This is a genomic window from Microbacterium sp. NPDC077184 (genome assembly GCF_040687055.1).
GTDB lineage: Bacteria > Actinomycetota > Actinomycetes > Actinomycetales > Microbacteriaceae > Microbacterium.
Genome location: NZ_JBFBMM010000003.1, coordinates 334,881 through 354,679, shown reverse-complemented (window position 1 = coordinate 354,679; position 19,799 = coordinate 334,881). Strand labels below are relative to the sequence as shown.

Here is a 19,799-nt window from a genome sequence, read left to right as displayed (position 1 = left end):
CACCCATCTGGGAGGATGGGCGGATGATCTCGCCCGAACCGATCGACCTGGACACGTGGGCGCGTCGCGAGGCCTTCGAGCACTACCGCGAGCGGGTGCCGTGCACATATGCGATGACTGTCGAGATCGACGTCACCGCACTCCTCGCAGCGCTCCGCCGCGCGGGCCGAAAGACCTACCTCGCCCAGATCTGGGCGATCGCACACTCCGTCAACAATCGCCGCGAATTCCGCATGGCACTCACCGACGCCGGCGCGCCCGCGACGTGGCCGGTCGTGCACCCCGCATTCACCGTGTTCAACGCCGCGCGCGAGACCTTCGCCGTGGTCTGGTCACCCTATGACTCGAACTTCGCGGCCTTTCACGAACGCGCGGCACGGGTGCTCGCCGAGGCAGCGTCCTCCGTCGCGATGTTCCCTCAGGGCGAGCTACCGCCGAACGCCTTCGATGTCTCGAGCCTGCCCTGGGCATCCTTCACTGGATTCTCGCTGCAGATCGACGGAGGAACCCGGCACCTGCTGCCCATCTTCACCATCGGTCGTCACATCGAACGCGAAGGGCGCACATTCATGCCCCTCGCGATCCAGGCACACCACGCGGCGGCAGACGGCTTTCATACGGCGCGACTCGCCGAGGACATCCGTGCACGCATGGCCACGCCCGAGTGGGTGACGTGAGAACCTCTGCTCGCTCGCCTGCACCTGCCCGGGAGACCCTCGCGCAGACCCTCGACGGCTAAGCGGGGCGCGCGGCGACACCCGCCGTCTGCGAACCCGCTCGCCGACGGCGCTTGGGTGCCTGGAGCGCGATCGGGCCCGCGTCGGTGACCTCGACCGTGCGCGCGGCCGCCGCGAGGAGCATCTCGGTCGTCAGCGCCTCGGGTGCCGCCTGGATCGCCAGGCCCCGCCCGTCGAACTCGGCGGCGATCTGCAGTTGGTGATCGTCGACGTGTTCGCCGAAGCGCGCGAGGCGCGGCACCAGCACGGGGGCCTTGCCCTGCTCGAACGCCGAGATCGCCGACCCGGTCCCGGAGTGGGCGACGACGACATCCGCCTCGCGGACCGCCGCGACGAGCTCGTCGTGCGGCACGCGCGCGCGCCCCTCGATCCCCCACCGCGTCACATCCTGCGTGCCCGTCTGCCACAGGACTTCGTCGCAGTCCACGAGCAGCGGCACGAGCGCATCGTAGAGGCGGTCGAATCCGTATCCCTCCTGTGTCCCGACGGTGACGACGGCCTTCCGAATCCGCTCCGGCGCCGAGCGCGCGGGCCCGGGCGCGTACGCGTCGAAGATCGAGCCGCGGTACTGCCAGCGCTTCGACTCCCACCCGCGATACTGCGTGTACGTCGCGACCTTCGACTGCGTCGCGACGATGCGTCCGGTCACCGACGGGCCGGCCGCCCGCGCGGCGCTCTCGATGTAGTGGGCCTCGACGCCCCGACGGGCGAGATGCGGCAAGGCGATCACCGCGGGACTCGACCCCGTGCTGAAGACGCGGTCGAAGTCGTACTCCGCCGCGACGTCGAGGAAGAGCGCGCGGAACCGCCGCAGGCCAGCGAGATCCCGCGGTGCGACGAACGGCCCGAAGTGGACGTCCCGATCGGCGAGCAGCGAGCGGCTGAGCCCGTTCTCGAACGTCACCCAGACCTGGTCCTCCGGCCTCACCCCCAGTCTCGGAGCGAGCGTGTGCAGCTGCTTCAGGTGTCCCCCACCCGAGCAGATCATCAGAGCCATCCCCATGGCTTCCCCCAGTTTTCGATCGATGTGTCGTGTGCGGTGCGTCCGCCTCTCGTCAGTACGCACCCTCGGGTTTGAACATCTGCACCACCGTGCGCCCCAGGAGCACGATGTCGCCGGTGACCGACCAGTTCTCGACGTAGTAGAGGTCCAGCCGGATGCTGTCCTCCCACGACAGGTCGGATCGCCCGCTCACCTGCCAGAGCCCGGTGATGCCGGGCTTGGTGAGGAGCCGTCGGGTCTCGTGTCCGCGGTACCTGCGGACCTCGGTCGGCAACGGCGGCCGAGGCCCGACGAGGCTCATGTCGCCGCGGAACACGTTCCACAACTGCGGGAGCTCATCCAGCGAGAAGCGGCGCAGCACCCGGCCCACGCGCGTGACGCGCGGATCCTCGCGGATCTTGAACAGGATGCCGTTTCCCTCGTCCGCGTCGGCGATCGCCGTCAGCCGCTGCTCGGCATCGACCACCATGGAGCGGAACTTCAGCATCGTGAACGACGTGCCGTCCATTCCCACCCGCTCCTGCCGGAACAGTGCCGGCCCCCCGTCGCGCCGCACCAGCAGCGCGATCACGGCGAGAAGCGGGGAAAGGACCACGAGCGCGAGAGCGGAGAGCACGACGTCCAACGCACGCTTCAGGGCGTACGCGGTTCCCGTGAACCGCGGCAGCTGAACATGCACCATCGGAAGACCCTCGATGGGACGCAGGTGGATGCGCGGACCGGCGACGTCGGTCAGCCGGGACAGGAGGATGAGCTCGGCGCTGGAGCGCTCCATGGCCCAGCCCAGCTCGCGAATGGCTGCGCGCCCCCCGGGGAGCTCGCCGGCGATGACGATCGCCCGCATCCGTGCGGTGCGTGCGGCATCCACGAGCTGAGAGTAGGGAACTGTCGGCAGGGACTCGAGCCGTCGGGCGACGTCGTCGTCGGCTGTGTCCAGATCGTCGGTGAGACTGATGCCGACGGCGGTGTACCCCGCGTGGACGTGACGACGAAGCTCGGCGACAGCGCGATCCACGTCGCGGGCGCGACCGACCACGAGCGCCCCGGTGAGGGCGCGATTCCGACGACGCAGTTCGGTCAGCGCCCGGCGCCACAGCAGCCGGTTCACCACGAGGAGCACCAGGCCGGTCGGCAGAGCCACCGCCACGTAGCGACGCACCGCGCCGATGTCGAGCAGGTAGTACGCGATCGCCACGCTGCCGAAGGTGACGAAGGTCGCCGCCAGCACGCGCTGGTACTCGGTGGAGCCCTGCCCGAGAATCCGTTGCGCGCGACTCTTCGTCGCCGACAGGGCCACGAGCCACGCCGCGCACAGCAGCGCGGTCGTTGCCAGGGTCGACGCCTCCATCACGCTCCACCACTGACCTGCCGGGCCGAATGACAGGGTGCTGGCCAGCAGCACCGATGCCGTGATCGCCGCGATGTCGCCCACGACGATTCCGCGGACGAGCCGTCCGTACCACATCATGCTCAGCGGCTGTCGCGGGATCGTCTCGACGAACCCGTCCGTGCGCGTCGAGGTCATCGCCGCCCCCGTCCGTCGGGAATCGTCGATCGTGCTGCGAAAACGATGATGGTGCGCACCAGGCCCCCCAGGGTGCTCATGAACCGGGGAACCCCCGTTCCCCGCGTGAATGCTATGCCGGGGCGTCGCCCCCGCGACATCCCGAAGACGACTCTTCATACACCCGAGCGCGACTCTTCACCTCGGCGAAACAAAGCCGATCTCGTGGTCACATCCAGCAGCGCCGCGTGCCGCGCCGACCAGCTGTTCTGCGCGATCCACGCGACCCTCTCGTCCTCGGACGCGACCCCCATCGCGAGGGCGGCATCCACCGCCTCCCCCATCTCCGCGGTGCCGCCCGTCAGCAGCACGCGAGGGCCGAGGTCGCGGACCGGCGGCAGATCGATCGCCACGACCGGCAGCCCCGCGGCGAGGTACTCGTAGACCTTCAGCGGACTCATCGCCTCTGTCAGCGGCGTCCGCCGATGGGCGAGAAGGGCGGCATCCGCGTTGCGGAGGGCGGCGACGAGCTCGGTGCGCCCGACGCCCGGCTGGATCCACACGTTGCGCCGGTCGCGCAGCGGCGCAACGGCGGCCTCGTCGCCGACGGGACCGAGGAGCACGATGCCGAGCTCGGGTCGCGAGGCGGACAGTGAGAGGATGCCGTCCACGTCCAGGCGCGCGTCGAGCGTCCCGACGTAGAGGGCACGCGGCCCGGGGATGCGCGCCAGCCACGCGGGCATCTCGGGACGCGGCCCGAGCCACTCCGCCGGATCGATTCCGTTCGGGATCACCCGCGCCGGACCCCGTGGATCGATGCGGTCGATGATCTGCTGCGACACCGCAACCACCGCGATCTCCGACTCTCTGATCTGGCGGTACGCCGCGCGGAACGCCGGCCGGTACCGCGCACGGTCGTCGGCGCTCAGCCAGTCGTCCCGCCCGAAATAGGTCACCGTCGAGGCCCACGCGAAGGGTGCGAACGCCGCGACGAGGGGATTCGTCGTCAGCACGCACGGCGCGACGAGGCCGAGGCGGTCCGCCTCCTCACGCAGCACGCGGTCGTACGCGCGCATGGAGGCCACCAGTCCCCGAGGAGTCAGGGGGTCGGCACGCGACAGACGGACGGGCTGGACGAGGCGGCGGGTCGGCGTCTCGGGAAACCCCGCGTCGCGTCCCGTGATCCGCCGAACGCCGTGTCCGAGGCGCGAACGCCACGGGTTCGCCACGAGCAGGCGCCCGACGCGCGGACTCGTCATGAGCGTCTGCAAGATGCGATCCGGCGGACGCATCATCCCGCGCTGCACAGCGTCGTTGTACGTCTCGTACGAGAACGTGAAGACGTGGTCGCGCGCGACCTGCTCTTCGGCATCCGTCACGAAGCGGCCCTGACCTCTCGGAGAGCGCGCGCCGGCGCCCCGACCGCGACGGTGTGGGCCGGGACGTCGCGTGTGACGACGCTGTTCGCCCCGATGACCGCGCCCTCGCCGATCGTCACGCCGGGCATGACGACGACGTTCTGCCCGAGCCATGCTCCAGCGCCGATCCGGACGGGGGCCACCCGCACCAGCGGCTGATCGCGGATGGGCACACCGACGTCGTCGAAGCCGTGCATGTGGTCGGAGATGTACACCCCGCGCGCGAGGTCCACCGCGTCCCCGATCGTGACCTCTCGGACCGCCGTGATCGAGGTCTGGTTCATCCGCACACGGTCGCCGAGGTGGATCACCGGCGTCCCCGCGTCCACGCGCGGCACCATGAGCCAGGAGGACGGGCCGACGAGCACCGAGCGCCCGATCTCGATGAGATGCGGATTCCCCGTCCGGAAGGGGAGCAGGATGCGGCTGCCCGCCCCGAAGGTGGCGAACCCGCGCGAGACGAACGCGCTGAAGAGCGCATCGCGCACGCGCTGCGCCTGCTGGAAGGCCGTCATCCCGGTGATCACGGTCGCGTCACCGCATCGTGGGCTGAGGGCGAGGCCGTGGAGGTGGTCGAGGAGATCGGGTGCCGTTCTGCCGACAGACCGTGCACGTTCTCGGCTGCGAGCGCACGGACACGTTCGGCCCGCGCCGACAGGTGTGCGCGTGTTCCGGGCTGTGAGGCCGTGACCAGCGCGGATTCGACACGGGCCGCCAGCTCGGCGCCCGGATCCACGCACAAATACGGCGCCTCGAACAGCGCCATGAGCCCCTCGACCTTGCCCTGGGTCGCGAGGGTCACGGCGGGGGTGCCGGCCATCAGCGACATGACGGCCAGGTGCATGCGCCCGGTGACGACGAGGTCGGCCTCCGCGGACATTCCGCGGATCTGAGCGGGTGGTAGGAGGCGATCGACGAGCGTCACGCGCCGTCCGTTCGCAGCATCCGCCCATCCGGCGGCGAGCGCCGCACACAGTGGGACGTCGTCCGCACCCGCACGGGACACATGCGGCACGAGCACCACGTCCAGCCCGCGGTCGTGCAGGCCCGCGATGACGCCGCGGTATTCGCGCACGACGTCGTCGCCCCCGCCGATGAGACCGGAGGCGTTCACCAGCGCGAACCGCGCATCCCCCGCGTAGCGACGAGCGGCGGCGTCGTCCGTCGAACGGGCCAGGAACACCAGATCAGCCGTGTCGGTCACAGCGAGGCCGTCCGCACGAGCCCGCGCCGAGGAGACCGGATCGCGCACGAGCAGAGTCACTCCGGCATTCGCTGCGCGACGAAGCGCACGGAGCGCGACCGGGTGCGGCCGGCCGTTCCAGCTGAACCCCAGAATGCGCACGGGCCAGCCGCGCGCGGCCAGGGTCTCCGCGACGACGGCGCGGGTCACGGAGGCTCCGAGGACGTAGGCTCCGTCCATGATGTCGGCGCCGATGATGCTGACCGATCCCGCGCTCCGGAGCGCACGCGACAATCGCCGCGCGTCGCGGGCGTGGCCGATCGCGGTCCCATAGATGAGTGCGGGAAGCGGGAGGAGCGACATCCGATCCGAGAGATGCGGCGGGATGTCGATGTCGGCGACCGACCGGACGACGACGACCACTGCGGCATCCATCGCCTCGACGAACGCCTCGACCAGCGCCTGATCGCCGATGTTCCCGCGCCCGGGCGGCGCGATGAGGATGGCGGTCGTGCCCCCGCGCGGGCGTGCCCGCAGCAACGCGCGGTCGACCGCGCGGATCAGCGGCTCCGCCTTCAGAGCGCCTCGCACCCGTTCCTTCACCCGCATCAGCTCCCCCTTGCGATTTCGGGTATGGACTACTTCCAGATGGACCTCAGGACGTCATCGGTCGGCACCGGCGAGATGGTGTCGAACCCGTCCGCGGACATCGTCGTCGTCCCGGTGTCGAACGCTCCATCGGAGACGGAGGGTGCCTGCGCACCGATGACGGTGCTCCCGGTCACGGTCTTCCACGTGCCGCGCAGCGGACCGTAGAAGGTGGACCCGGATGCCGAGAGGATGTCGACCGTGCCGGAGCCGTTGACCGCCGACGGGTAGCCGGAAGTGAAGTTGTTGGCCCCCTCGGGAAGCGGGAACCGATCGAGCATGTAGCGACCGCCGACCACCAGCGACGCGTCGAAGAGGATGTCGGAAGCCCCCGGGTAGCCGATGAATGCGGCGTTCGTCGAGGCGAAGATCGCCGTGTCCTTGAAGACGATTCCGCTCATGCCCTGCGAGCCGGACAGCTGCAGGGAGTCGACGTGCGCCGATGAGCCGGCCGCCTTGTACGACGGCGCGATGTAGGACCCGACGACCGCGACCCGGTCGATCCGCTGACCGGCGGTCCGGAACGCCCAGGTGTCGCCATCCGCCGCGCGCGCCTCCGGGGTCACGCACTCGACGAGGTCGACGTCGGCCGTCGGCTCGCTCGAGTTGCCGGTGATGTTGAAGGCCTGCCCCTTCGACCACGCCCAGGAGAAGTCCTGCACGGCCGACAGCACGATCGAGTACGGAGCGAGCCAGAACCCGAGGAAGGTCACCCCGCGGACCCGGTCGAGGCGGATCGAGGCACTGAAAGTCACCGAACCGACGCCGTCCCGCGGGCTGATGAGCACACGGGACTTCCTGCGGGCGGACCCGACGTTGGAGAGCACCGGCTTCGCGGTGGAGCCCGCGCCGAATCCCGGGAGCGTGCCCGGCCGGACGAGGATGGCGGCATGGCCGTTCGGCGCGACGGTGTTGGCGCGCTCGATGGCGGCGGCGATGGACGACCATGTCGGATCCGCCTCGACCACGAAGGCGAAGCGATCCCTCCGGGTCGGGGTGCGCGCCGGCCAGTGGGTCCCCGTGGGTCCGAATCGCTGGACGGCGACCGAGGCCGTCTGCACCTTCAGCTCGGGCCCGTCCTCGAGGACGAGATCCCGGGGCGGGGCGGCCGAGCCCGAGGGCACCGTCGACGGAGACGGCGTCGCCACCGAGCATCCGGCGATGAGAAGCGGAGCACCCAGCAGAGCGGTCAGAGCGGTGCGGCGAGACAGATCGGGCATAGCGGGCCATCCCGTCGGTGATGAGCGCCACCGCCCCCGCGGTGGTGCGACTGTGATCTGATGCACACCCTAGACGGCGGGATGATGCGGGGAGGTTACGACGGAGAGAACCCGTGTTAACGCTCGGAAGGCGACGAGGGGCCCGTGCCCTCTTCTTCCTCACCGGAGTCCCAGTCCTGCTCGATGGCGGCGTCCCGGTCCAGGTCACGTCCTCGGAACACCGACATCAGTGCGTACAACGCGCGCTGGAACACCGCACTCCCTCTTCCCAGGCGGCTGGGGGGTCGCCGACGAGAGCGTCGAGGCCGCCTGTGATTCCCCCACCCTAACGCGCACGAACGCGGGTGAAGCGGAACGACGGCATCGATTGTGCACAATTGAGTTGTGTGCAAGGCTTTAGTCATGCCCGCCACCGCGCTCGACGAGTTCGTGTGCTTCGCGATGTACTCCGCGTCGCACGCGACGACGCAGGCCTACCGCGAAGTGCTCAAGCCGTGGTCGCTGACGTATCCGCAGTACCTCGCGATGGTGGTGCTCGCCACCGGCGAGCGCACCGTGAGCTCCCTCGGTGACGAGCTGAACCTCGACTCCGGCACCCTGTCGCCCCTGCTGCGGCGCCTCGAGACCCGCGGACTCGTCGACCGCCGCCGTGACGACCGGGACGAGCGCGTGGTCCGGATCTCGCTGAGCGAGGACGGACGACGCGTGCACGGCGAGGTGATGGGCGCCGTGGGCTGCCTCGTGCCGGCCTTCGTCGACAGCGGCCGCAGCCTGCCGGAGCTGCTGGAGCAGCTGTCGGCCATCACGGCGAACATGCGTGCGCTCGCGGGCGAGCTGCGCGCCGCCTCCTGACGACCGTCCTCCTCTCCGACAACCCGTCCCCCACGAAAGGAAATCCCCCATGGAGACTCTCTACACCGCAGAAGCACTCGCCACCGGTGGAGGTCGCGACGGACACGTCCGCACCGCCGACGGCATTCTCGACACCGACGTCCGCACCCCGAAGGAGCTCGGCGGCGCGGGCGGCGCACCGAACCCCGAACTGCTCTTCGCCGCGGGGTACGCGGCCTGCTTCCACAGCGCCCTCCAGAGCGTCGCGCGCGCGCAGAAGGTCTCGATCGACGGCTCGAGCGTCGGATCCCGCGTCGCCCTGGGCTCGAACGGCGACGGCGGATTCGGTCTCGCCGTCGCCCTCGAGGTCAACATCCCCGAACTCGAGCACGAGATCGCCCAGCAGCTGGCGGATGCCGCGCACCAGGTCTGCCCGTACTCCAACGCCACGCGCGGCAACATCGAAGTCACGGTCACCGTCGTCGACGACTGATCCCTCCGACACGGATGCGGGGCTCGAGCGGTTCACGCTCGGGCCCCGCATGGTGTCTCCCCAGGCTTTACACAGCGGCAACACAGAAAACGCTCACCGAAACACCCCTTCCCTACGGTGGCGACTGCGCCTTCCTCCGCTTCGCCCGTTCCACCTGCTCCACCGGGAGGTGCATCCCCCACCGATCGCAGGAAGAGGACCGCCGTGAAGGCACCCGGCTCATCGCGCTGGCGCGCGCTCGCCACCATCCCCCTGGTCGCAGCACTGCTGCTTCCGACCGCTCCGGCCTTCGCCGCCGACGTCCCCGCCGCCGCGCCGCCGGCGGCTGACCCCGTCGCCGCGGCGCTCGATCTCGGCGCGCTGCCGGATCCCCTGGACCGCGGCCCGCACGTGCCGCGCACCATCCAGGAGACCAAGCTCGGCCTGGTCGACCTGCAGGAGCCGAATTCCAGCGGGCTCGCACCCGACCCGGGCACGGCGCGGGCGGCGGAGAGCATGGAGATCCGCGGTGCGCTCTACGCCCCGGCCGACCGGACGGCGCCGTCGCCGCTCATCGTCCTCGTCCACGGCAACCACGGCTCATGCGATGTCAACGGCGACACGAGCGTGCTCTCGTGCACGGAGTTCAAGCGGAACGAAGCGGGGTACGCCTACCTCGGCGAGAACCTCGCCACCTGGGGCTACACCGTGTTCTCGGTGTCGCAGGACCAGCTCATGATGCGTCAGGACGGCACCAGCGGAAAGGGCATGCACCAGCGACGACTGCTCATCGCCGCCACGCTCGACGCCCTCAGCGCGGCCAACGAGCCGGGCGGCCTCCCCGTCGACGAGCACACGACGATCGGCACCGAACTCGCCGGAACCCTCGACATGGAGCGCATCGGCCTCATGGGCCACTCGCGCGGCGGCGACGCCGTCACGAGCTTCATCGACTACAACCGCATCCGCACCGATGGGCCGCGCTATCCGCTGCGCGGCGTCATCGCCCTCGCCCCCGTCGACTACGAGCGCAAGGCCCCCTACGGCACGCCGTTCATGTCGATCCTCCCCTGGTGCGACGGCGACGTGTCGAACCTGCAGGGTGCGCGGTTCTTCGAACGCAGCCAGTACATCAACGGCGACAACCCGTTCCCCTCCATCCAGGTCTCGCACCTCGGCGCCAACCACAACTGGTACAACACCGTGTGGTTCGCCGACGGGCAGGACGGCACCACCGGCGGCGACGCCGCGTGCGGTGACAGCCGGCCGACCCGCGACGACCGCGTCTCGGAGAACAACCACCGCCTGAGCGGCGCCGCGAGCTACGACCCGTGGTCGTACGTCATCGACAACAGCGACACCTTCAACCCGGAGGTCAACACCAAGATCTCGGCCGACCCCGCACGCATGGGCGCGCAGGAGAAGCTGGGCCTGGCGACCATGTCGGCGTTCTTCCGGCGCTACGTCGGCGGCGAAGGCGCGTTCGAGCCCTACATGACCGGTGAACTGTCGACGACCGAGTCGCACCAGCAGGTGCCCGCCTCCGCGTGCCCCGACATCACCGATGGCGACCGCGCGATCGACTGCGCCGACCGCGTGTCGACCTCGTACTTCGCCCCCGCGGACGAGCGGATCGACGTGATCCGACCCGAGATCGAGAACCCGCTGACGCTCAACGCCCTCGGCGGCTCCCTGGTCGGCACCGGATTCGCGAACCCCTACCTCGAAGACGGCGGCGTCCTGCCGCGCCCGGAGCCGGCATCCGGAATCGACTGGTGCAACCCCGAGCCCGACCAGTTCGCCCCCGGTGTGCTCGGCATTCCGGGGAACCCCACCGCCGCCAAGGCCTGCCCCCTGCCGAACCCGGCCGCCGTCGGGGGCCAGAACGGCACGCGTGAGAACTCGCCCATCAACCACTCCTACGGGCGTCAGCTCTCCCTCGCGTGGGAGGCGGGCCAGCAGGCGACCCTCACCGCGCAGATCCCGGCGGCATCCAGCGACGTGTCCGGAATGAAGGCGCTCGCCCTGAATGCCGACGTGAACTTCTTCGACCTGCGCAACCCCGGCGCGGTGTCGCGGGAGGCCGACCAGCCCAAGACCGACGTCATGTGGGACCCGGCGGCATCGTCGCAGGACTTCGAGATCGTCCTGATCGACCGCGCCGGAACCGAGGCATCCGTCTCGGCCGGCGACCCGCGCTGGGGCAACGCCCTGCATATGTCCACCGGCGACCAGACGCGCTACACGCACATCGTGCTGGAGCAGATCCGGGTGCCGCTGACCGAGTTCACCGCACAGGGTGTCGACGTGTCGTCGCTCGCGGCGGTCGAGCTGCGCTTCGGCGGAGAAGGGATGCCGGCGTCGGGGTCGATCCAGATCGCCGACGTCCGGTTCCAGGAAGCTGCCGTCGAGGCGCCGCTGATCCTCTCCGACGGCATCACGCCGAACGCCGGGGCAGGCAGCGGGGCACCGGCCGCCGGTCCGAACCCCGCGGCATTCCTCGCGGAGACGGACATCACCCCCGGTCAGCTGGCGCTTCCCGACACCGTCGCGGACACCGCCGCGAACGTCACGTGGGTCGTCGACGACGACCGCGCGCAGTGCCCCACGGCGAACTTCACGAGCATCCAAGATGCCGTCGACCACGCCTCCCCGTGGGACACGATCGTCGTCTGCGAGGGCCGGTACGAGGAGTCCTCCTCCGCGCCGACCCCCGCCAGCCGGAACCCGGTCACCGCGCTCGCTCCGGGAGCGACGAACGGTCTCACCATCGCCAAGCCGCTGAAGATCAAGGGCGCCGGCGCCGAGAAGGTGACGATCATGCCCGATCAGAGCCTGGCGACGCTGGTCGGCGACACCCCGTACCTGCGGGACACCGGCGGAAACGTCATCACGGTGATGCGGCAGTCGCTCGGCTCGACCGACACCAACGAGCTGTTCCTGGACATCTCGGGCGTCACGGTGACCTCGGGCTCGGTGAACGCCGAGGCGGGCATCGCGTTCGTCAACACCGCCGGACGCGTGTCGGACAGCATCGTCGGTCCGATCGTGGCCTCCGACAACCCGCACGGCTGGGGGATCGTCAAGACGAACTTCCTCCAGGGCGCGGGCCCCGGCACGGTGGAGACCGAGCTGACCGTCGCCGACAGCGTCGTCACCGGCTTCCAGGCCGGCGGCATCCTGTTCGACGGCGGCCGCGGCCCCGACGGCGACCCCGCCAACGACGTCGACAGCGGCATCCGCCAGCACGGCTACGTCACCGGCACTTTGGTCACCGGATCCGACAACCCGGTGGGGGTGCGCTACACCCACGGGTTCGACGGGTTCGTCGACGCGAGCCGGATCACGGGTACCGCCGAGGCGGTCTCGCTCGTCGGCGCACCCGACGTGTCGGTCAGCGGCGTGATCACCGATCCGGCGCAGCCCGGCGAGCCGACCGCGGTCGGCACCGTCGAGGACCAGGCGCCGACCGGCGCGATCGTCGACCCGGGAACGGGCGTGTCCATCGAGCCGGGCACCGAGATCGTCCCGCTCGTCCGGGCGAAGGACGACTTCGCGGTCGCCTTCGTGACGCTGCTGGCCGACGGCGAACCCGTCGACACCCTGAGCACCTCCCCGTACGCCTTCACGTGGGCGCCGACGGAGGAGCAGGCCGGTACGGATGTCGTGCTCACCGCGGTGGTCACCGACTCGTCGGGCCAGTCGACCACCTCGGAGGACTACGTCGTCTCGGTCATCGGCGACGAGGAACCCGGTGACGGCGACGGTGGTGAGGGCGACGGAGACGGCGGCGGTGACGGTGACGGAGACGGCGGCGGCGAGGAGACCCCGGCGACGCCCACGCTCACCCTGACCCGCTCGACCGTCCAGGCCGGCGACAGCCTGGTGGTGCGGGGCACCGGTTACGAGCCCGGCACCGCCCTGCGCCTCGAGCTGCACTCCACCCCGCAGGTGCTGACGACGGTGGACGCATCGATCTCGGGCTCGTTCTGGACGAGCGTGACGATCCCGGCGTCGACCAGCCCGGGAGAGCACACCATCCGCGTGTACTCCGGATCGACCGAGCTGGCCTCGGCGACGCTCGAGGTGACGGTGAGCGAGCCGCTGGCGGTGACCGGCGGCACCCTGTGGACCGCGAGCTGGGTCATCGGCGCGCTGCTGATCGCGGTCGGCATCGCGATGCTGATCGTCTGGCGCCGTCGCATGGTGTGATCATGCGACGGACGTGACGACCTGAGGGGTCCGGGTATTCCCGGGCCCCTCAGGCGTCGTTGTCAACCCCGACGGCGGTGTCGGCGCTCGGGCCTACGGTCAACGCATGTCTTCTACGAACACCGACCCCGCCGACGACCGCGAGATGCTCGGCGCCACCGAACCGGATGCCGATTCCGACAACTCCGCGGAGAAGGACCCCTCGACGTGGGTCACGGGCGACGAGCCCATGACCGGCCCTCAGCGGTCCTACCTCGACACCCTCGCCCGCGAAGCGGGAGAGCAGGTGCCCGCCGACCTCACGAAGGCGCAGGCATCCGAAGAGATCGAACGGCTCCAGGAAGCCTCGGGGCGCGGCCAGGGCTGAAGAATCCCCGCAGGCCGTCGGCCCGCGAGGATTACGCTGGGGGCGACACCACGTGGCGGTGCTCGGCGATCCGACCGTCGCGAACGACGTAGAGGTCGGCGAACCGCGCGCTTCCGCCCGAGGACCCGCCGGTCTGCGTCGTCCGCAACTCCGAGAAAGCCGCCACGCGGTCGCCGGCCGCCACGATCGATTCGAGGAAGAACGTCGCCCCGGGATCGGCGGTGAACAGAGTGCGCAACTTGGCGGCCACGCCCGCTCTTCCCGGATCGCGCCCGTCGGGAGTGTGGTCGACGAAGTCCGTCGCGACGAGGTCGTTGACGCGACCGAGGTCGTGCGGCGGAGCCAGCACCTCGGCGAAGAAGCGACGGACGACGGCGGCATTGCGTTCGGCTGCCGCGGTGTCGGCGAAGACGCGGGGTGCGGGGTCCGTTGTCATGTGAGCCTCCCGGGGGTTCATGCGAGGGTCGGGTCGGTCGGAGCCGTCTTGAGGAGGTCGCGCGCGGCGACACCGACGATCGCCGTGTAGGTCGGATAGGCGAACTTCACCGCCGCGAGGGAGGAGACATCCGCACCGGCGGCCATGGCGGTCGTGACGGCCTGGATGACCTCGACCGCGTTCTCCCCCACCGCGTGGGCGCCGAGGATGAGCGAGCGACGACCGTCGGCGATGAGCTTCAAGAACCCCACCGCACGGTCGTCGATGATCGCCCGCTCGAGCCGGTCGTAGTGCGCGACGGCGACGACGCACTGGGAATCTCGCTCACGCGCCTGCTCCTCGGTGAGACCGACCGACGCGTAATCGGGGTCGGTGAAGGCGCCGACGGGGAGGAGGTGGTGCGGGGTGGCCCGGTTCGCACCGAGGACGGCGTTCTCGGCCGCAGCCTCGGCTTCGAACTGCGCAGCTTGGACGAGCATGTCCTGTCCGGTGAGATCACCGACCGCGAAGATGTGCGGCACCGACGAGCGGAAGTAGCGATCGACGGCGACGGCCGAGCGCTCGATGTCGACTCCGGCCTCGTCGAGCCCGAGACCCTCGACGTTCGCGGGCCACCCCGCCGCCATGATCACGACGTCGAACACCGCGGTGCTCGGATCGTCGCCCTCAGCGTCGCGCCAGGTGAGGAGGATGGTGCCGTCGGACTTCTTCTCGAGCGAGTCGACCCCGGCGAGACCCGTGCGCACGGTGATGCCGAGTCGCGTGAACTCACGCGTGATCGCCTCGCTCACGTCGGGATCGGAGGGCATGAGGATCCGCGGGGCGACGTCGAGGAGGGTCACCTGCACCCCGAACGAGTCCAGGATCGTCGACACCTGCGCGCCGGTATTGCCGCCGCCGATGATCGCGACCGATCGCGGCAGCTCGGTGACGGTGAGGAGGTGCTCGGGAAGCAGGGCGTGCTCGGCGCCGGGGATCGGGAGGACACGGGAATGACCGCCGACGCACAGGATCACCGAGCCGGCGGTGACGTCGATGGGGGCGCCGGTGCCGTCGGCGGCGCTGTCACCACGGAGGCGCAGGGTGTCGGCATCCGTGAACTCGGCCGTCGTGCTGAGGCGGACGTCGACGCCAGCCTTCTCGAGACGCTCGAGGTCGGCCTTGCTCTCCCGGACCAGATCCACCCGCTCGCGCACGAGCGTGGCGGTGGCCGGCCAATCGAGCTCGGGATCGGACACGCGGATGCCGTACGCCCCCGCCGCGCGGATCTCGCGCATCAGGCGGGCAGCCTTCGCGAGGGCGCGCGTGGGCACGCACCCCGTGTTCACGCACGTGCCGCCGACATGATCGGCACGCTCGACGAGGAGGACGGACGCGCCCAGCTCGGCGGCACGGAGGGCGGCGGCGATGCCGGCAGGTCCCGCCCCGACGACGGCGACATCGAACTGCTGGGTCATCTCGTCTCCCTCGCGGCGCCTCCCCGACGGGGTGGGTCGTGGTCCATTCTGGCGCGCGCACGGGTGGGTGAGGGCGGACGGTGGGTGTCGCGGGCATAGCGTGGGGTCGACGACCGATGAGGAGTGCGATGATCGCGCGGATCGAAGAACTGGATTGGCAACCGACCCGCATGGGCGACCTGACCCTACGGCGACGGACGGATCCCGCGACGGGTGAACTCATCTACGAGGTGAAGCTCGGCGAGGAATTCCTGATGTCGAGCCTGTTCACCGTCGCCGAAGAGGAGCTGTCGACGCTCGGGCTCCATGCGGCATCCGGTGATCGACTCGACGTGCTCGTCGGCGGGCTGGGTCTGGGATACACCGCGGTGACGGCGCTCGCTGATGCGCGCGTGCAGCGCGTCGACGTCATCGACGCCCTGCCGGCGGTGATCGACTGGCACCGGCGCGAACTGCTGCCGGTGTCGGCGACGCTCGTGCGGGACGAACGGACGTCGCTCATCCACGACGACTTCTTCGCCGTCGCCCGGTGCCCGCCCGGCACCGACGACCGGGCGTACGACGTCATCCTGCTCGACGTCGACCACTCGCCGCGCCACACGCTCGACCCGAGCCACGCGGATCTCTACACCGTCGCCGGGCTCACCGCGCTTCGCGGACATCTGCGACCCGGTGGCGTGTTCGCACTGTGGTCGGACGATCCCACCGAAGAGCCGTTCCTCCGCGACCTCGAGACCGTGTTCGGCGCGGCCGAGGCGCACGAGGTGCGATTCGCCAACCGCCTCACCGGCGGGACATCGGCGAACACCGTCTACGTCGCCACGACCTCGGAGGCGTGAGGGACCTCCGGGGATCCGACCGCATCGAACCGCGATGTGAAACCCCGGGGAGAAATCAACGTTTTCGGGCGCGACACGCCGCCGACACGACCGAATCTCCCGCGTTCCTCACCGAATGGCGGCCCGCCGTTCGCGCCTCGGCAGCGGCCGTGGGCCGGCCACCCGGAGGTCGCGCTCCGACCCCTCCCCTCAGGAGCTCAGGCAGACGGTGAGCAATCTCTACTCATTGCCGCGGTGATGCGGTCGCGCGCAGGATCGGACACATGCCCGAACAGCCTGTCTTCCCTGCCCGAGCGGGGCGCCGCCGCGCACTGCCTCTTCTCCTCGCGACCCCCATCCTGATCTTCGGACTCGCCGGGTGCGCTTCCCTCGTACCGACCCCGGAGAACATCGTTGAAGGTGTCGTCGAACAGGTCGCGGAGCAGAGCGGTGAGGACCTCGATGTCGATGTCGACGTGACCGGCGACGGCGTCTCGCTGCCGACGGACTGGCCGGGACTGCCGGTGCCCGAAGGGCGCCTCTTCTCCGCGATCAAGATGGGTGACAGCTTCAGCCTGTCCGTCGAGGTGGACAGCGAAGACACCGCGCGCGCGACCGCGGACGAGATCATCGCCTCCGGTTTCGAGGTGCTCAGCGAGACCGACTACGGCGAACTGAAGGGGCTGGTCCTGAAGTCCGCCGACTGGAGCATCGTCTACGGCTGGACCGTCTCGGACGAAGGGATCACGGTCTCGTACACGATCACGCCCGTGACTTCCTGACCGCGCCCCCGCCTGAGACCCGCTGAGCGCCGCCCGGGGGACGGCGGCGCTCAGCGCGCAGCCGAGGGATCGTCCGCGTCGAACAACGTCGCGAGGTCATCTCGGCCGGAGACGCCGAGTTTGCGGTAGACCCGCGCGAGGTGGTTGTCGACCGTCCGTGCCGAGAGGCCGAGCTCGGCGGCGATCTCGCGGCTGCGCCGTCGCATCGCCGCGGCACGCGCGATCTGCCATTCCCGGGGCGACAGCATCATCTCGTCCACGCTTCCGCCGGTGCCGGGAAGGCGCAGCGGATCCGCGGACGTGAGCGCCGCGAGGTCGGCTGCGGCGATCCGCCCCTGCGTGCGCGCCCGACCCTGCCCCGCCCGCACCGCCGCATCCTCCGCGATGCGACGCGCGACGCCGAGGAGGCCCGCGCGACGAAGCGACGGCAGAAGGTCCACGTAGCGCGCGTAATCACCCCGAGCCCGGGCGCGCGCGACATCGGCGAGAAGGACGCAGAGCGGTGCTCCGCCGGCATCGGCGGCGCTCTCGAGGAGATCGACGACATCACGCGCGCGACCCAGCCGGATCGCCGTGGACGCCGTGAGCGCGGCAAGGACATGGTGGCGCTGGCGCACACCCTCCTCCACCGCCGCGCGGAGGAGCGCGATGGCCTCGTCATCGCGACCGGCACGCGCGGCCGTCCATGCGTCGGCCTCGGCGAGCTGCAGGACCGCCTTCACCTCCGTCGGCGCGGGGCCGCCGGAAGAGTTCCGCACCGCGGACGCGTCGTCACCGCTCATGGCCGCGCAGGTGCGGGCGAGTGCTCGAGCCACGTCCACCAGACCGGTGAAGTCGCGCCATTCCAGCAGTCGCACCGCGAGCCGCGCCAGATCGAACGCGTCATCGTGACGCCCCCCGTGGAGGGCGATGAGGGCGAGCGTGTAGGTCCACAGACCGGCGGCATCCGCCTCTCCGTCGAGCCGCCGCCCCTCGGCGAGCACCCGTGCACTGCCGATGTCGCCGGACCCGACGAAGACGAGGAACTGCGAGAGAGCGAGCAGGCTCTCGGCGTGCGGCAGTTCGGCGCGATGCCGGTCGGCCAGCGGCCGGCCGCGGTCGATCGCCGCCTGCGCCTGCGCGATGCTCCCGCCCATCGTCGCGAACATCGCCTCGGTCAGGTCACCGCCCAGCTGTGCGAGCGACGACGGCGACGCCGACGGCTCATAGGCGGTCACGTCGCCCGCCATCGCGCGCCACTTCACCGCCTCAGCGGCGAGCGCGCCGCCGGCATCCGGATCGATGCGGTCGAGCACGGCGCGAGCGAGATCCGCGGCGGCACGGGGATCTCGGAGGCGATACGCCAGATGCTGCCCGTGCCGCAAGGCGACGACTGCGCGCATCTCGTCATCGACCGCTCGGTCGGATGCCGCGACGAACGCCGCGTCGGCGTCGCGGTCGAGCGCCGAGAGCGCCACTGCGCGGACGAGAGCGGCGGCAGCCGTGGGGCGGAGACGATCGGCGGCGTCGGCCAGGCGCAGTGCCGTCTCGGGGTCGCCCGCGGATGCGGCCGCCTGAGCAGCCCACTCGAGCTCTGCGGCATCCGCGTCCCCCTCGGGCAGGAGGTGGATCGCCGTGCGGCGATCGTCCTGGTCCCCGGTGGAGCGGAGCGCCTCCGCCGCGCGCCGGACGAGCTGGATGCGGCGCTCGGGATCGAGATCGGCGAGAAGCGCCTCGGTGAGGAGCGGGTGCGCGAGGCGCACGCGGCGGCGGCCGGCATCGACGGTCTCCCGGACGACTGCTCGCGACACGAGGTTCCGGAGCGCCCGATCGTCGATGGCGGATGCGAGGTCCGCCGTCCACGGCTGCGCCAGCGCCAAGAGCTCTGCGAGCTCGCGCTCGGAGGACGACAACGGGGCGAGGTGCGCACGGGCCGCGTCGAGCAGGTGCGGGGCCAGACGCATCTCGTCGATCTCGACGCCGACCGTCGTGGGGCGCAGGCGGCCCTCGCGCTCCGCCGTCACCAGCAGCTCGCGGAGCACGAGGGGATTGCCCGCACTGGCGTCCGCGAGGCGTCGCGCGGCATCCGGGTGAAGCGGCTCCTCGAGATACTCCTCGGCAAGCGCGACGAGCTGCACCGGGGTGAGCGGCGGAACATCGACGCGGTCGAGCAGCCCCTCGGCGTCGAGCCGCGCGACGGTCGCCGACAGCGCCCGCTCGACGCGGTCGGTGAAGACGGCCGGCACCCCGAAGACGCGAACGAGCTGATAGACCACACCGGCCGTGACGTCGTCGACGAGCGAGACGTCGTCGACCGCCAAGGCGTAGCGCGATGCCCCCGCCCCGACCGTCGCGACGAAGCGGTGCACGCGTTCGCCGATCACATCGGCGTCGTCTGACGGGATCGCGGCAGGCTCAGGGACTCCGGCCGTCGCGAGGACCGGGGCCAGCGCCGCGGCGGGGACGCCGCGCAGCTCGGCCACGCCGACGATCGGAACGACGATCCGCCCCTCCTCCCGGAGGGCGGCGACGACCCCGCGGGCGAGCGTCGTCTTCCCGATCCCCGTCCCACCCGAGAGCAACTGGGCACGCGAGGGGCGGGCGCGCATCCGGCGCACGATGTCCTCGACGAGATCGGGGCGCGCGGCGAGCGGCCACGACGGGGTGGGGCCTTCGGTGGTCACACCCCGACGCTATCGAGCCCAGGGGTGACGCGAGGCCGCGCAGAAACA

General features: G+C 70.7%; 16 protein-coding genes. 7 read left to right on the top strand and 9 right to left on the bottom strand.

From position 1 onward, the window contains the following. The first annotated feature begins 23 nt into the window (after positions 1 to 23). Positions 24 to 677, top strand: coding sequence for a CatA-like O-acetyltransferase (locus AB0O93_RS08675; protein WP_363342443.1), 654 nt, complete (start codon positions 24 to 26; stop codon positions 675 to 677). Positions 678 to 735: 58 nt separating this feature from the next. On the opposite strand, the gene AB0O93_RS08670 is transcribed toward AB0O93_RS08675, so the two are convergent. The 6 genes from AB0O93_RS08670 to AB0O93_RS08645 form a co-directional block, all read right to left on the bottom strand. Continuing rightward, positions 736 to 1,734: a glycosyltransferase gene (locus AB0O93_RS08670; RefSeq protein WP_363342441.1), complete on the bottom strand. Its 999-nt coding sequence runs from the start codon at positions 1,732 to 1,734 to the stop codon at positions 736 to 738. Between the two features lie 58 nt (positions 1,735 to 1,792). Next, on the bottom strand, positions 1,793 to 3,265 hold the full coding sequence (locus tag AB0O93_RS08665; RefSeq protein ID WP_363342439.1) for a sugar transferase: 1,473 nt from the start codon (positions 3,263 to 3,265) through the stop codon (positions 1,793 to 1,795). 155 nt (positions 3,266 to 3,420) lie between these two features. Then, positions 3,421 to 4,623: a glycosyltransferase gene (locus AB0O93_RS08660; protein ID WP_363342437.1), complete on the bottom strand. Its 1,203-nt coding sequence runs from the start codon at positions 4,621 to 4,623 to the stop codon at positions 3,421 to 3,423. Next, positions 4,620 to 5,177 carry an acyltransferase gene (locus AB0O93_RS08655; RefSeq protein ID WP_363342435.1) on the bottom strand — a complete coding sequence of 186 codons (558 nt, stop codon included), beginning with the start codon at positions 5,175 to 5,177 and terminating at the stop codon, positions 4,620 to 4,622. The genes AB0O93_RS08660 and AB0O93_RS08655 overlap by 4 nt, the downstream gene beginning before the upstream one ends. A gap of 8 nt (positions 5,178 to 5,185) precedes the next feature. Then, positions 5,186 to 6,454, bottom strand: coding sequence for a polysaccharide pyruvyl transferase family protein (locus tag AB0O93_RS08650; protein ID WP_363342433.1), 1,269 nt, complete (start codon positions 6,452 to 6,454; stop codon positions 5,186 to 5,188). 29 nt (positions 6,455 to 6,483) lie between these two features. Then, positions 6,484 to 7,713 carry a hypothetical protein gene (locus AB0O93_RS08645; protein ID WP_363342431.1) on the bottom strand — a complete coding sequence of 410 codons (1,230 nt, stop codon included), beginning with the start codon at positions 7,711 to 7,713 and terminating at the stop codon, positions 6,484 to 6,486. Positions 7,714 to 8,115: 402 nt separating this feature from the next. On the opposite strand from AB0O93_RS08645, the gene AB0O93_RS08640 reads away from it, so the two are divergent. The 4 genes from AB0O93_RS08640 to AB0O93_RS08625 all read left to right on the top strand — a co-directional run bounded on the left by AB0O93_RS08640 (position 8,116) and on the right by AB0O93_RS08625 (position 13,595). Next, on the top strand, positions 8,116 to 8,565 hold the full coding sequence (locus AB0O93_RS08640) for a MarR family transcriptional regulator (RefSeq protein ID WP_363342429.1): 450 nt from the start codon (positions 8,116 to 8,118) through the stop codon (positions 8,563 to 8,565). Between the two features lie 49 nt (positions 8,566 to 8,614). Further along, positions 8,615 to 9,037 carry an organic hydroperoxide resistance protein gene (locus AB0O93_RS08635; RefSeq protein ID WP_363342427.1) on the top strand — a complete coding sequence of 141 codons (423 nt, stop codon included), beginning with the start codon at positions 8,615 to 8,617 and terminating at the stop codon, positions 9,035 to 9,037. A 204-nt stretch (positions 9,038 to 9,241) separates the two neighbouring features. Next, positions 9,242 to 13,228: an Ig-like domain-containing protein gene (locus tag AB0O93_RS08630; RefSeq protein ID WP_363342425.1), complete on the top strand. Its 3,987-nt coding sequence runs from the start codon at positions 9,242 to 9,244 to the stop codon at positions 13,226 to 13,228. A gap of 145 nt (positions 13,229 to 13,373) precedes the next feature. Further along, a complete protein-coding gene (locus AB0O93_RS08625; protein ID WP_363342549.1) occupies positions 13,374 to 13,595 on the top strand; it encodes a DUF3072 domain-containing protein in 222 nt (73 codons plus the stop codon). Positions 13,596 to 13,626: 31 nt separating this feature from the next. On the opposite strand, the gene AB0O93_RS08620 is transcribed toward AB0O93_RS08625, so the two are convergent. Together AB0O93_RS08620 and AB0O93_RS08615 are read right to left on the bottom strand one after the other, a co-directional pair. After that, positions 13,627 to 14,031, bottom strand: a complete 405-nt coding sequence (locus AB0O93_RS08620) for a nuclear transport factor 2 family protein (protein ID WP_363342423.1) — start codon at positions 14,029 to 14,031, stop codon at positions 13,627 to 13,629. A 17-nt stretch (positions 14,032 to 14,048) separates the two neighbouring features. After that, on the bottom strand, positions 14,049 to 15,488 hold the full coding sequence (locus AB0O93_RS08615) for an NAD(P)/FAD-dependent oxidoreductase (protein WP_363342421.1): 1,440 nt from the start codon (positions 15,486 to 15,488) through the stop codon (positions 14,049 to 14,051). 128 nt (positions 15,489 to 15,616) lie between these two features. Here AB0O93_RS08615 and AB0O93_RS08610 point away from each other — a divergent pair, with 128 nt between their 5' ends. Beyond that, positions 15,617 to 16,327, top strand: coding sequence for a spermidine synthase (locus AB0O93_RS08610; protein ID WP_363342419.1), 711 nt, complete (start codon positions 15,617 to 15,619; stop codon positions 16,325 to 16,327). Positions 16,328 to 16,590: 263 nt separating this feature from the next. Next, a complete protein-coding gene (locus AB0O93_RS08605; protein ID WP_363342417.1) occupies positions 16,591 to 17,088 on the top strand; it encodes a hypothetical protein in 498 nt (165 codons plus the stop codon). A gap of 50 nt (positions 17,089 to 17,138) precedes the next feature. Here the strand turns inward: AB0O93_RS08605 and AB0O93_RS08600 are convergent, their stop codons facing one another. Further along, positions 17,139 to 19,751 (bottom strand): LuxR C-terminal-related transcriptional regulator, encoded by a 2,613-nt coding sequence (locus tag AB0O93_RS08600; RefSeq protein WP_363342415.1) that lies wholly within the window; start codon positions 19,749 to 19,751, stop codon positions 17,139 to 17,141. Positions 19,752 to 19,799 lie beyond the last annotated feature (48 nt).

What these genes read in the sequence shown, in the direction of transcription:
- AB0O93_RS08675 (WP_363342443.1), top strand. Translation starts at nt 24, where the DNA reads ATGATCTCGCCCGAACCGATCGACCTGGACACGTGGGCGCGTCGCGAG.
- AB0O93_RS08610 (WP_363342419.1), top strand. Translation starts at nt 15,617, where the DNA reads ATGATCGCGCGGATCGAAGAACTGGATTGGCAACCGACCCGCATGGGC.
- AB0O93_RS08655 (WP_363342435.1), bottom strand. Translation starts at nt 5,177, where the DNA reads ATGACGGCCTTCCAGCAGGCGCAGCGCGTGCGCGATGCGCTCTTCAGC.
- AB0O93_RS08645 (WP_363342431.1), bottom strand. Translation starts at nt 7,713, where the DNA reads ATGCCCGATCTGTCTCGCCGCACCGCTCTGACCGCTCTGCTGGGTGCT.
- AB0O93_RS08615 (WP_363342421.1), bottom strand. Translation starts at nt 15,488, where the DNA reads ATGACCCAGCAGTTCGATGTCGCCGTCGTCGGGGCGGGACCTGCCGGC.
- AB0O93_RS08635 (WP_363342427.1), top strand. Translation starts at nt 8,615, where the DNA reads ATGGAGACTCTCTACACCGCAGAAGCACTCGCCACCGGTGGAGGTCGC.
- AB0O93_RS08640 (WP_363342429.1), top strand. Translation starts at nt 8,116, where the DNA reads ATGCCCGCCACCGCGCTCGACGAGTTCGTGTGCTTCGCGATGTACTCC.
- AB0O93_RS08665 (WP_363342439.1), bottom strand. Translation starts at nt 3,265, where the DNA reads ATGACCTCGACGCGCACGGACGGGTTCGTCGAGACGATCCCGCGACAG.
- AB0O93_RS08620 (WP_363342423.1), bottom strand. Translation starts at nt 14,031, where the DNA reads ATGACAACGGACCCCGCACCCCGCGTCTTCGCCGACACCGCGGCAGCC.
- AB0O93_RS08670 (WP_363342441.1), bottom strand. Translation starts at nt 1,734, where the DNA reads ATGGCTCTGATGATCTGCTCGGGTGGGGGACACCTGAAGCAGCTGCAC.
- AB0O93_RS08605 (WP_363342417.1), top strand. Translation starts at nt 16,591, where the DNA reads ATGCCCGAACAGCCTGTCTTCCCTGCCCGAGCGGGGCGCCGCCGCGCA.
- AB0O93_RS08650 (WP_363342433.1), bottom strand. Translation starts at nt 6,454, where the DNA reads ATGCGGGTGAAGGAACGGGTGCGAGGCGCTCTGAAGGCGGAGCCGCTG.
- AB0O93_RS08625 (WP_363342549.1), top strand. Translation starts at nt 13,374, where the DNA reads ATGCTCGGCGCCACCGAACCGGATGCCGATTCCGACAACTCCGCGGAG.